Annotated in this window: 12 protein-coding genes; 1 reads left to right on the top strand and 11 read right to left on the bottom strand. The window is 40.6% G+C overall.

The annotated features are described in order from the left end of the window. Positions 1–26: 26 nt before the first annotated feature. From pyrF to typA, 8 genes are all read right to left on the bottom strand, one after another. Positions 27–728 (bottom strand): orotidine-5'-phosphate decarboxylase, encoded by a 702-nt coding sequence (gene pyrF / locus KIH88_RS02900; RefSeq protein WP_213988716.1) that lies wholly within the window; start codon positions 726–728, stop codon positions 27–29. A 246-nt stretch (positions 729–974) separates the two neighbouring features. Beyond that, complete coding sequence (locus KIH88_RS02895; RefSeq protein WP_213988717.1) at positions 975–2,123, bottom strand: cell division protein FtsQ/DivIB; 1,149 nt, start codon at positions 2,121–2,123, stop codon at positions 975–977. Between the two features lie 9 nt (positions 2,124–2,132). Continuing rightward, positions 2,133–3,191 (bottom strand): UDP-N-acetylglucosamine--N-acetylmuramyl-(pentapeptide) pyrophosphoryl-undecaprenol N-acetylglucosamine transferase, encoded by a 1,059-nt coding sequence (locus tag KIH88_RS02890; protein ID WP_213988718.1) that lies wholly within the window; start codon positions 3,189–3,191, stop codon positions 2,133–2,135. Between the two features lies 1 nt (position 3,192). Then, positions 3,193–4,545, bottom strand: a complete 1,353-nt coding sequence (gene murD, locus KIH88_RS02885; protein WP_213988719.1) for a UDP-N-acetylmuramoyl-L-alanine--D-glutamate ligase — start codon at positions 4,543–4,545, stop codon at positions 3,193–3,195. Positions 4,546–4,648: 103 nt separating this feature from the next. Then, positions 4,649–5,290: an ABC transporter ATP-binding protein gene (locus KIH88_RS02880; protein WP_000571283.1), complete on the bottom strand. Its 642-nt coding sequence runs from the start codon at positions 5,288–5,290 to the stop codon at positions 4,649–4,651. A gap of 1 nt (position 5,291) precedes the next feature. Then, the gene (locus KIH88_RS02875; RefSeq protein ID WP_213988720.1) at positions 5,292–7,313 is read right to left on the bottom strand and encodes a bacteriocin-associated integral membrane family protein; all 2,022 of its coding nucleotides are present in this window, start codon (positions 7,311–7,313) and stop codon (positions 5,292–5,294) included. Positions 7,314–7,744: 431 nt separating this feature from the next. Next, entirely contained in the window at positions 7,745–7,999 is a 255-nt protein-coding gene (locus KIH88_RS02870; RefSeq protein ID WP_000262659.1) for a DUF3165 family protein, read from the bottom strand. Between the two features lie 20 nt (positions 8,000–8,019). Continuing rightward, on the bottom strand, positions 8,020–9,861 hold the full coding sequence (typA, locus tag KIH88_RS02865; RefSeq protein ID WP_000164116.1) for a translational GTPase TypA: 1,842 nt from the start codon (positions 9,859–9,861) through the stop codon (positions 8,020–8,022). Between the two features lie 159 nt (positions 9,862–10,020). Between typA and KIH88_RS02860 the strand changes: the two genes are divergently transcribed. Then, the gene (locus KIH88_RS02860) at positions 10,021–10,746 is read left to right on the top strand and encodes a 16S rRNA pseudouridine(516) synthase (RefSeq protein WP_213988721.1); all 726 of its coding nucleotides are present in this window, start codon (positions 10,021–10,023) and stop codon (positions 10,744–10,746) included. A gap of 41 nt (positions 10,747–10,787) precedes the next feature. Here the strand turns inward: KIH88_RS02860 and KIH88_RS02855 are convergent, their stop codons facing one another. From KIH88_RS02855 to KIH88_RS02845, 3 genes are all read right to left on the bottom strand, one after another. Beyond that, the gene (locus KIH88_RS02855; protein WP_213988722.1) at positions 10,788–11,015 is read right to left on the bottom strand and encodes a DUF4190 domain-containing protein; all 228 of its coding nucleotides are present in this window, start codon (positions 11,013–11,015) and stop codon (positions 10,788–10,790) included. 69 nt (positions 11,016–11,084) lie between these two features. After that, positions 11,085–11,465 carry a rhodanese-like domain-containing protein gene (locus KIH88_RS02850; RefSeq protein WP_007520409.1) on the bottom strand — a complete coding sequence of 127 codons (381 nt, stop codon included), beginning with the start codon at positions 11,463–11,465 and terminating at the stop codon, positions 11,085–11,087. After that, a complete protein-coding gene (locus KIH88_RS02845) occupies positions 11,465–11,695 on the bottom strand; it encodes a YqgQ family protein (RefSeq protein WP_050540635.1) in 231 nt (76 codons plus the stop codon). Before KIH88_RS02845 ends, KIH88_RS02850 begins: the two co-directional genes overlap by 1 nt. Positions 11,696–11,735 lie beyond the last annotated feature (40 nt).

The raw sequence follows: 11,735 nt of genomic DNA, 5'->3' as shown, positions 1-11,735 counted from the left end.
TCCTTTTGTTTTTATAATCTATTTCTTTAATTTCTGTCTTGGTTCCATTCATCCTTGATAGCATGATAAGCTGCAACAGGATCCTCAGCTTGGGTAATGGGACGTCCTACTACGATATAGTCACTACCGATTTGATAGGCGTCCGCTGGTGTCATGACGCGTTTTTGGTCTCCTACCGCAGCTCCCGCTGGACGAATTCCTGGTGTCAGACAGATAAAATCTGGATTGGTGGCCTGCTTGATGAGTTGCACTTCCTGAGCCGAGCAAACGACACCATCCAAGCCCGCTTCAGCTGTCTTCTTGGCATAGTGAATCACAGACTCTTGCAGGCTGGTTTGGATATTTTGAAAATCCTGCATCTGGCTTTCCGACGTTGATGTAAGCTGGGTCACAGCGATCAATTTGGCTTGTGTCCCAAGACCTTCACGCGCAGCCTTCATCATCTCCACACCACCTGCAGCATGAACGTTGGTCATGTCTACACCAAGCCGAGATAAGACTTTCATAGCCGATTTGACTGTATTGGGAATGTCATGTAGCTTGAGATCCAAAAAGACACTATGCCCCAGTGACTTCAAATAACGGACAACTTCTGGACCTTCCGCATAATAAAGCTCCATCCCCACTTTTAGATAAAGACTTTCTTCTGCTGGGAAAAGAGATAAAAATTCCTTGACCGCCTCAAAACTAGGAAAATCAAGAGCAATAACTGGACGATGTTCACGCATACTTTTCTCCTTTTACCTTTACGAGCAAGAGAGTACGGTCAAAAACAAACCACGAAAAAAGAAACCTGCCAACAGCAAGGTTCCACGAAAAATGGGTAGTCTCCACCCTTTCACCGTCTAACCTTAGCTGCCTCTCTGGACTGCTTTAAAGGTTTTTTTCTATTCTATTATTTATACTAGGACTTGTCAAGCAAAAACTTGAAACTGGACTTCTATACCATTCAAAAATCAAGAGAAAAAGTTAGTCTAACGACTCTGTGACTGCTGGCTCGTTTGACTTTGACTTCCCTGTTCTTCTTGTTTTTTCTTTTCTTCTTCCTGTTTTTTCTTCTCAGCTTCCTTAGCCTCTTGTTTGGCTTTTTCTTCCGCTTCTTCTATCTGCTTATCCGCTATGGTATAGCTGTATGCTCCAGCCTCCATATCGACCACACTCGGTTCTGTCAATTGGGGCTTGATTTTGCTGTAATAAGGCAATTTCTTGCTCAATTCTGACAAGGGAACCAAAACCTCATCTGTGTCCAGCATAGTAATTTTCAAAAGATCTGCTGTTGCCTTGCTTGGCGCTAATTCGATTTTCTGGATTTGACTCTTGATATCTTCACTAATAGTAGACAATCCTGTGATCAGTTCTTTCACCTGTTGCTCGTCATTAAAGGTAACTGTCAGATAAGTCTCAGGCAAGTTTAAGCGATTTACAGGAGTTGACTCAACCGCACCACTAGAAAGAATTGGATAATACTCTTCACCAGACACATAATAACCGACAATATCAAATTCCTTAACCTCAATCGTAAAGTTAGTCGGAAATTGATAGTCAATCTTCGCCGATTCTATCCAATGATTGGACTTGATTCGCTCAGCGTATGTTTCCTTATCCAACAATAGGGCTAAAGTATAGTCGCTATCTTGAATCCCAGAAGCCTGTTTGATGTCATCCGCCTGCGTGTTACTATTTCCCTTAACATCGATATTTTTGATGGTCGAAAGTGGAGTCAACAGATAGACTGAAAGAAGGAGGACCAGGACACTGGGAACCAAGATACTCACAGCTCGCCAAATATGAACAGGTGCAATTTTAGGTTTGGCTGGTTTCTCTGGTTTTTCTTTTTTCTTCTTTTCTTCTTTGACTTTAGGATCATCCTTTTTAGATTTCTCTTCTTTTTCGAATGATTCTTCGTCTGGAACAGTTTCGTTCTGGTCGGAATCACTTGATGACTTCTTACTTTCCTCTAACGACTTAGAGTTTTTCCCCATTCGAGCTTGTTTTTCCTTTTCCTTCTCTTCAGCTAGGGCAGCTTCTTCCTCAGCCTTCTTCTTCAGGTATTCCTGGTTTCGTTTCTGCCATTCAGACAATTCTTGCTTCTGGTTTGATTCTTTTTTCTTATCCTTTGACATTGATATTCCTTATGCTAGGTCTTTTCTTAATAGATCGTAAAAATCTGCAAGAGATTTCAATTCAGTCGAAGCTTTCATGCTAGCTTGGTATTGGTCCTTGTGACTAAGCAAGTGACTGAGTTTCTCCTCCAAGCTTTCCAAGGTCAAGTCACTTTCTTGAAGTTCTTCTGCATAGCCTTTCTTAACAAAATAGGCTGCATTTTCAATCTGGTCTCCTCGACTTGCTTCACGACCCAATGGTACGATGAGATGGAGTTTCGCCATGGCCAAGAGTTCAAAAATCGTATTGGCACCACCACGGGTCACTACCACATCTGCCATCTCCATCAAGGGTTGATAGAGATCCGTCACATAGTCAACACGAAAGAGATTTTGACTCAACTCATTGAGGCTTGAATCTCCAGTGAGATTGATAATATTGTAGCGTTCAGTCAGTTCTTGCTTATGATCTGTCACCAATTGGTTAAAGACACGAGCTCCTGCAGAACCACCAACAAACAATACCGTTGGCAATTTAGGATCAAAGTGGGTTTGGATATCCACCAATTCATCTGGTTCAGGAGTGTTTTGATCTGAAACCTTGGTCACTGCTCCCACATGCTCGACTTTTGCGAGACCAGCAGACTGCTCAAAGGTTGAATACATCTTGGTCGCAAATTTATAGGCAATTTTATTGGCCAAGCCCATAGACAGGTCCGATTCGTGAATAAAGACAGGCACTCCTGACACTCGCGCTGCGATAACCGGCGGTACAGAGACAAATCCTCCCTTAGAAAAAAGAGCCTGTGGACGCAGTCGTAACATGATAAAGAGGGATTGGACAATTCCCCAACCAACTTTAAACACGTCCAGCATATTTTGCCAAGAGAAATAGCGACGCAACTTCCCAGTCGCAATGGAATGGAAGGTCACATTCAAGCCTGACTTGAGAATTTCTTGGTGTTCGATTCCGTGTTTATCACCAATGTAGTGAACTTCCCAGCCGTCTTCGATGAACTTAGGCATTAACAAAAGGTTGAGGGTGACATGTCCAACCGTCCCCCCACCAGTAAATACTATTTTTTTCATATTATTCCTTTAACTCCGCTACTGTGTCGATGAAAAGATCTCCACGTACTTCAAAGTTAGCATACATATCCCAGCTAGCATTGGCAGGACTGAGGAGAACCACATCTCCTTGAGTCGCGAGCTCATAGGCCTTGCGGGTCGCATCAGCAATATCTGTCGCATCTACATAAGCCACACCAGCCTTATCCGCTGCCCGTTTGACACGTTCTGCAGATTGACCGAGGATAACCATCTTCTTGAGCCCAGTAATATCTGGCACCAATTCGTCAAACTCATTGCCGCGGTCCAAACCACCTGCAATTAAGATAACCTTACTATTGTCAAATCCTGACAAGGCTTTTTGAGTAGCCAAGATATTGGTTGACTTACTATCGTTATAGAATTTGACACCCTGAATTTCATCCACAAATTGGAGACGGTGTTTGACACCTCCAAAGGCTGATAGAGTTTCCTTGATGGTTTGATTGTCCACGCCACGGAGCTTGGCTACAGCAATAGTCGCAAGGGCATTTTCCACATTGTGGCTACCTGGAACACCGATTTCACTATCTGCCATGACCACTTCTCCACGGAAGTAGAGTTGACCATTTTCCAAATAGGCCCCATCAACCTTTTCCTTTGTTGAAAATGGTACAACAGTAGCCTGTGTTTTGGTAGCCAATTCTTTTGCCAAGTCTTGGTTAAAGTTCAAGACAAGGAAATCAGCTGCTGTCATATTATTTTGGATATTCCACTTAGCTGCCACATACTCCTCAAAAGAACCATGATAGTCGATATGAGTGGGCATGAGGTTGGTAATAACCGCAATCTCAGGATGGAATTCTTGGACACCCATCAGTTGGAAAGAAGAAAGTTCCATGACGAGCGTGTCCTTGGCTGTCGCAGTTTGAGCCACTTGACTAGCAGGATAGCCAATATTCCCTGATAAGAGACCATGTTGATCAGCAGCAGTCAAAACTTCCCCAATCATAGTCGTTGTGGTGGTTTTCCCATTTGAACCTGTGATACCGATAATTGGCGCTTCCGAGATCAAGTAAGCCAACTCCACCTCAGTTAAGACTGGAATTCCCTTTGCCAATGCCTTTTCAATCATGGGATTGCTATACGGGATACCTGGATTTTTCACCATCAGAGCGAAATCTTCATCCAATAATTCCAAAGGATGCCCACCAGTGACAACCTTGATTCCTTCTTCCAGCAAGCTTTGAGCAGCAGGATTTTCCTCAAAAGGCTTGCCGTCATTTACTGTCACAATGGCACCTAGCTTGTCTAGCAAACGGGCTGCAGACTCACCAGACTTAGCCAAACCTAAAACAAGGACTTTCTTATTTTTAAATTGATCGATTACTTTCATGTCTCAAACTCCATTTCTACTCCTACTATTTTACCATTTTTATGGAAATAAAAAAGCCACAAAGTGTATTTGTGACTCTTTCTTCTAACTTAATGTTCTCTTATCATCTATGTGATAAATCGGTAACTCGAATTACTTGGTCCACTTGTTCCCAAATAAGAGGATTGTGGGTCGCAATAATAATGGTCCGATTCGGATTTTTTAAAGATTCTAGGATAGAAAGTAATTCCTCAGAGTTTTTGGGGTCTAGCGACGCAGTTGGTTCATCTGCGAGAATCAAAGGCGGATCCTTTAAAATTATCTTCGCTAGTGCAACACGTTGTGCTTCTCCTCCTGATAATTCAAAGATAGGTTGCTTTAAATCCAAATAGGATAGGTTTACACGATTTAGAGCTTGTTTCATCAAAGAGATTTTCTCTTTTTCTTTCAACTTTTTACCAACTAAACCCAGATTGAGATTCTCTTTGACGGTTTGGCTTTCAATTAAGCCAAAATCTTGAAATAAATATCCCAAGTAATCTCTAAAGAAAACAGAGGGCTTAATGTCTTTAAGAGAAGTGCCATCATAGATGATTTGCCCTTTGTCATATGGCTCTAATCGTCCAATCATATTCAAGAGTGTTGTCTTACCACAGCCACTTGTACCGATTAAGGCATAAATTTTCCCACCCTCAAAATGAAGATTAGTATCTGAAAATAGCTGACGGCTTCCAAATTTTTTAGATATATTCTTTAGTTCAATCATCCTATTTTCCTTTCATAATTGTCATAGAAACACGAGATTCTTTCTGCGCTTGACGGTAAAGCATCAGAACTGCACTAACTAGAAAGACTAATAAAGTGAGTAAGCCAATTACCCAGTCTCTACTGCGTAAAATAAAGAGACTAGCACCAAATACAAAACTGGCAAATTGACTAACCATATACTGAGCATGCGTTTCAAAAAATCGTAAACCTGAAATTCGTTTAATCAAGATATCTCGACGGAATTGCTCGAAATATAGAAGATTGACAGAATAAAAGAGTAACAAGGAACTAGCTATCCCCACAATGGCTCCTAAGATTAAAGTTGCTGTTTCAGTTTGCACTTCATTATAACGAGTTAGATAAACACTTCTTCCTTCTTTAAGATAAGATACTTGCTCATAAATTCCAGCTTCCTTCAAGAGAGATAGGCCACTCTCATATCCTTTGATAAAGAGTTGCTTTCCAGCATTGATAGACCAAATAGATTTTGAAATGAAACTATCACCTGTAGATGTCGGAGTAAACACAACTAAAATCGGATCAGTTAAGTACTGGATGGATACCGGGCTTTCACCGTTATTATAAACAAATCGTTTTTCTCCTGTTGGAAGATAGCTAACAATCGCTCTCATTTCATACTCTAAAGGAGCGTCTTTATCCTCGCTTGATTTTCCGTAATAGTTCAAACGTTCTTCAAAAACTTTCTTAAGTTCTGCTTCCTGTGAACGAAGAGATTCTGGTAATAATAGTCCAAATTCCCCTTTTTGAAGATGAGCTAGTTTCTGTCTAGTCTCATCATTTACAGCCACATTTTCCTTATCCAAATAACTTGGACTGACATAGAGAACATTAGCATCTGGACTATAGGTATCCAGTGTCTCTCCCTGTTCATTTTTTCCTTGAGGATTTGCAAAATGAATGAGATTATCTTTTACAAATAGAGCCTGTTCTTTTTCAACTGCTTCTTTGGAAAATTCATACCACTTATTCAGATTTTCTGTATCTTTTCCTCTATCACCTAAACCAAAAGAAATTTGATAATAATCTGCTCTATCCTTCCATGCTTGTTTTGAAATTTCAAGTTCTTTCAATCGTTGGTAAGACGTCAAACCCGTCTTAACAGCGTAGCCTACTGTAAAAACAGCTACTAACTGACACAATAGGGTTAAAGTCATCAAGCGTTTAAGGGGTAATCTCCCCTTAATAACGGGAACTAATGCTTTGTAACTCAAACTCATTAGGTAAAGGAGCATTAGTAAAATTGAAATCCCCAATAAAAACAAAAGGTAAAAACTAATCCCAAAACCATAGGTAGCTAACAAGATAGGATAAAACAAACCTTGACTAAAAAGAACGACTCCCCCACCTAGGAAGGAAAGGAGGGCTGATAGAAGGAGCCACTTGATATCAGTCGATAAAGAATGCCCCATGATTGATAAGAGTGTCTGACCAGAAAAGAGTTTTATACCTGCTGCTCTCATTTCCTTAATCCGAGTGATAATCACTAAAGCAAAGAAAGATAAGCCAAATATTGCTAAACTAATTAAAATGAGTGGATTTAGTAAAATTCGAAAAGCAAGAGAATAAGGAGGTGTCTTTCGGTCAGCAATTGCTTTATAACCCAAATCTCCTAATTTATCGGCTAGCTTTTCTTTCGTCAAGGAGCCTGATAAAAGGAGATAACTATTTAGTGGATCACTACGTTCACGACTTTCTTGGCTAGCTTCTTGGAATTCTTTTGGTAATGTTCCCTGACCATAAGTTGCATAAGTAAAGTGAGTCGTCCCATCCTTACTCGGCTCTACAATTCTTCTAGCTATTAAACTCTGTTCTGAGTTTACAAACTTCTCTAATTCCTTTTCAAATACCTCACGCGTCGGTTCCTGAGTATCTTTTTTGACACGAAGTAGAGAAACGGAATCATAGCTTGCATATAAATATTGTGGCGCACGTAGGACAATAATCCAAGCAAGGAAGAAGCTGAGAAAAAAAGTTGATAATAATATGAATAGTTTCTTCATAGTAGACTCCTTGTGGTGAAAATTGATTTCAGGAGGTGAGATTTCAGAGTATGAAATCGGTTTCTATTATCACAAATTTATCACCATTATGATAAATTGTCAATAGATTTTAGCAAAATATAATTATATTTTTTTGGACTAACTTTTTAAACTTCTATAACAATATAGAGCTCTTAAAATGTGGAAAAAAACTCACTTGAACAAAATATTTTTAGGTTTATTCCTTTTTGCAAGAAACGGAATCTTAGACTTTCCGTTGTGATAAAAATGCCTGAAAACAATAGATTTCAGGCATTCGGAAACTTTGAGACTATAGGCTCAAAGTTTAGGTATGGAATTTCGAAGAAAGTCGCTACCGTCCGTAATCACCTAAGGAAAGTCTTAAAAATCTTATTTTAAATCGAAAAAGAGAGCCGCAGCTCTCTTTCTATTTATCTTCTTTTACCCTTTTTTACAGGCATGAGTGTAATATCTCTCAAGCTAAAGTAGGCAAGGGCAAGCATGGCGATTGTGACAAAGAATTCTGTCGGTAATTGGAAGATTTGCAAGATGGACAACATCAGCAAAATCAAGAGTGCAACAACTACAAAGACCAAGATAACGATGTTGACTGTTCCTTTGATACTTTGGGGTGTCGCAAATACATAGAGTAGTAATAAGAGTATCCCTATGATTAAATAGACCATCTTTATCTCTTTCCTAGCTGTTACTCAGCTGATTTTTTCTTTTTGTTGGCTTTCTCACGCTCTGCCTTGTTGAGGATTTGCTTACGCAAACGGATAGACTCAGGTGTTACTTCCATGTACTCATCGTCATTCAAGAACTCAAGAGACTCTTCAAGGGTTAAGATACGAGGTGTCTTGATAACCGCTGTTTGGTCCTTAGTAGCTGAACGGACGTTGGTCATTTGTTTAGCCTTGGTGATGTTAACTGTCAAGTCGTTTTCACGAGAGTTTTCACCGATAATCATTCCTTCGTAAACCTCAGTACCTGGGTTGACAAAGATTGTACCACGTTCTTCGATAGACATGATTGAGTAAGTTGTAGCCTTACCAGCATCGATAGAAACAAGGGCACCACGGTGACGTCCCCCAATTTCCCCTGGGATCAATGGCAAGTATTGGTCGAAGGTATGGTTCATGATACCGTAACCACGAGTCATTGACAAGAACTCAGTTGAGTATCCAATCAAACCACGCGCTGGAACAAGGAAGACCAAACGAGTTTGACCATTACCAGTTGAAATCATATCCAACATTTCACCCTTACGTTCAGAAAGGCTTTGAATAACAGATCCTTGGTATTCTTCTGGAGTATCGATTTGAACACGTTCAAATGGTTCACATTTAACACCGTCAATCTCTTTTACGATAACTTCTGGGCGAGATACTTGAAGCTCATAACCCTCACGACGCATGGTTTCGATCAAGATTGACAAGTGCAATTCTCCACGACCTGAAACAGTCCATTTATCTGGTGAATCCGTTGGATCAACACGAAGGGAAACGTCTGTTTGCAATTCTGCCTGCAAGCGTTCTTCCACCTTACGAGAAGTCACCCATTTTCCTTCACGACCTGCAAATGGTGAGTTGTTGACCAAGAAGGTCATTTGAAGGGTTGGCTCATCGATGTGTAGGATTGGAAGAGGTTCAATGGCGTCTGTCGGAGTAATAGTTTCACCAACAAAGATATCTTCCATACCGGATACGGCAATCAAATCACCCGCTTTGGCTTCTTGGATTTCACGACGTTCCAAACCAAAGAAACCAAAGAGTTTTGTGACACGGAAGTTCTTCGTTGTACCATCTAGTTTAGAAAGGGTAACTTGGTCTCCAACTTTCACACTACCACGGAAGACACGACCGATACCGATACGACCTACGAAGTCATTGTAGTCCAAAAGTGACACTTGGAACTGCAAAGGCTCATCTGAGTTGTCTACTGGAGCTGGGATATGATCGATAATGGTGTCAAAGATTGGCGCCATTGTTTTTTCTTGATCAGCTGGATCATCTGACAAGGAAGATGTTCCGTTAATCGCTGAAGCATAAACAACTGGGAAATCAAGCTGGTCATCATCTGCACCAAGCTCGATGAAGAGTTCCAAGACTTCGTCCACTACTTCTGCTGGACGAGCTGAAGGTTTGTCGATTTTGTTGACAACCACGATTGGAACAAGGTCTTGTTCCAAGGCTTTTTTCAATACGAAACGAGTCTGTGGCATGGTTCCTTCGTAGGCATCTACGACCAAGACAACACCGTCAACCATTTTCATGATACGCTCAACTTCTCCACCGAAGTCCGCGTGTCCTGGTGTGTCCATGATATTGATACGAGTTCCATTGTAAGCAACGGCTGTATTCTTAGCAAGGATGGTAATTCCACGCTCTTTCTCGATATCGTTTGAGTCCATAGCACGCTCTGCCAATTCAGTACGTGCATCAAGCGTTTCAGATTGTTTCAATAATTCGTCAACGAGGGTTGTTTTCCCGTGGTCAACGTGGGCGATAATCGCAATGTTACGGATATCTTCTCTTAATTTTGTCATGATTTCCTCTAATATTTTAAATTTTTATTTCTAACTGAACAATTATACCACAGTCTCATTCAAAAATCACAGTTCAGCTAAGTGTAAATGTTTTCACTCTACTTTTCTAGTCAAGGCAACTCTTTTCAAAGTCAGAGACTTATGATAAGATAAGCTGGTATGCGTTTAGATAGATTATTAGCCCAAGAAATGATCAGTCGCAAGGCTATGAAACAGGCACTCCTGAAAAAAGAAATCCTAGTAGATGATTGTCCAGCCAACTCCCTCGCTCAAAATGTCGATACTGGATTGCAGAAACTAGTTTTTCAAGGACGGCAGATTCAAGGATACAAGCACACCTACCTCATGCTTCATAAACCAGGTAGAGTGGTGACAGCCAGTCAGGATAAGGACCTACCAACCGTCATGGACCTCCTTCCACCTGACATCCAGTCTGACCAGCTCTATGCTGTCGGCAGATTAGACCGTGACACGACGGGACTGCTCCTTCTGACAGACAATGGACCTCTTGGTTTTCAGCTCCTTCATCCCCAGTACCATGTCGATAAATCCTATCAAGTGGTGGTCAACGGACTGCTCACACCAGACCATATCCAGCGGTTTAAGGAAGGAATCGTCTTTTTAGACGGAACCACTTGTAAACCTGCAACGCTAGAAATTCTGTCCTCAAGTCCTTCCTCTAGTCAAGCCTCCATCACCATCTCAGAAGGCAAATTTCATCAAGTCAAAAAGATGTTTCTCTCAGTCGGTGTCAAAGTTGTCTCTCTCAAACGAGTTCAGTTCGGTGATTTCACTTTAGACCCAGAACTGGCAGAAGGACAATACCGTCCCTTGAATCCAGAAGAATTAGAGATAAGTAAAAAACACTTAGAGAAAAGTGGATAAAACAAAAAAAGCTTTTAATTTAAAGCTTTTTTGTTTTTTGCTTATCTAAAAACTATTGCGATTGCTGCAATCCAGTTAAGAACAGAAAGAATAATACCTACAATAGCTATAATTCTTTCTGTTTTATAATCAAGTCCAGATTCTTTTTGAAGTTCGTTAGCATACAAGATACCGGCGATACCTAAAAGAATACCTCCCAAAGCAAATAATAAACTCATAACAATAGACAGAATACCCACCAAAAGTGGATTTTTTTTCTTGTCTTGCATGTTTAAAAACTCCTTAAAATAATTATTAATTTAGTATATGAGACCGACTTTATTAACTTTTCCTTGATCTTAGCTCGTCTTCACTTTCCCTTTCCAAGAATCCAACCCATAAGAAAGGATATAAATCTCAGAGAAACCTTGTTTTTTCAAATAAAGTGCTGCATTAGTCACTCTTTGTCCACGTTGGTTTTCGTAGAGAAGGACAGGTTTATCCTTGCGAAGGGCTGCAAGGCTTGACTTCAACTGATTTGAAGGAATATTGCGGGCTCCGAGGATATGTTTTCTGTGAAATTCTGCTGGTTCACGGACATCAATCAACTGCCCTTTCCGAATCAAGGCTTCAAATTCTGCATTATCCACAATCTTAGCCGCACGACGAATACGAAGGTAGTTATAGCCCATCCATGCCACCATTGCCAGTATAAGTGCCCACAAAATCCAAGTAACCATTAGTTCATTTCTCCATTTTTCTCAATATAGTCTAATTCTATCTTGTGCTCTCTACGAAGAACAGCTTCCGCCTCTAGATAGTCTAGCTTGTCCATCAGACCTGCATCATAGATCCGAGAGAGTTCGAGCTTCATCAGTTCAATATCATACAAGCGTTTCCCCATGTAAACAATAATGCCAAACTGTTTGAGAAATTGCTGCACATCATAGAATGTTTTCATAGCCTCCATTTTAGCAGATTCTAGACTTTTTTTCAATACTGGACCGGCT

This window comes from Streptococcus oralis, from assembly GCF_018448765.2.
In the GTDB taxonomy this organism is placed as follows: domain Bacteria; phylum Bacillota; class Bacilli; order Lactobacillales; family Streptococcaceae; genus Streptococcus; species Streptococcus oralis_BM.
The sequence above is the reverse complement of the archived record's forward strand: the minus strand, read 5'-3'. Positions and strand labels throughout refer to the sequence as shown.

Excerpts from the sequence above, each read along its gene's own strand:
- pyrF (WP_213988716.1), bottom strand. The coding sequence starts at position 728 with ATGCGTGAACATCGTCCAGTTATTGCTCTTGATTTTCCTAGTTTTGAG.
- KIH88_RS02895 (WP_213988717.1), bottom strand. The coding sequence starts at position 2,123 with ATGTCAAAGGATAAGAAAAAAGAATCAAACCAGAAGCAAGAATTGTCT.
- KIH88_RS02890 (WP_213988718.1), bottom strand. The coding sequence starts at position 3,191 with ATGAAAAAAATAGTATTTACTGGTGGGGGGACGGTTGGACATGTCACC.
- murD (WP_213988719.1), bottom strand. The coding sequence starts at position 4,545 with ATGAAAGTAATCGATCAATTTAAAAATAAGAAAGTCCTTGTTTTAGGT.
- KIH88_RS02880 (WP_000571283.1), bottom strand. The coding sequence starts at position 5,290 with ATGATTGAACTAAAGAATATATCTAAAAAATTTGGAAGCCGTCAGCTA.
- KIH88_RS02875 (WP_213988720.1), bottom strand. The coding sequence starts at position 7,313 with ATGAAGAAACTATTCATATTATTATCAACTTTTTTTCTCAGCTTCTTC.
- KIH88_RS02870 (WP_000262659.1), bottom strand. The coding sequence starts at position 7,999 with ATGGTCTATTTAATCATAGGGATACTCTTATTACTACTCTATGTATTT.
- typA (WP_000164116.1), bottom strand. The coding sequence starts at position 9,861 with ATGACAAAATTAAGAGAAGATATCCGTAACATTGCGATTATCGCCCAC.
- KIH88_RS02860 (WP_213988721.1), top strand. The coding sequence starts at position 10,021 with ATGCGTTTAGATAGATTATTAGCCCAAGAAATGATCAGTCGCAAGGCT.
- KIH88_RS02855 (WP_213988722.1), bottom strand. The coding sequence starts at position 11,015 with ATGCAAGACAAGAAAAAAAATCCACTTTTGGTGGGTATTCTGTCTATT.
- KIH88_RS02850 (WP_007520409.1), bottom strand. The coding sequence starts at position 11,465 with ATGGTTACTTGGATTTTGTGGGCACTTATACTGGCAATGGTGGCATGG.
- KIH88_RS02845 (WP_050540635.1), bottom strand. The coding sequence starts at position 11,695 with ATGGAGGCTATGAAAACATTCTATGATGTGCAGCAATTTCTCAAACAG.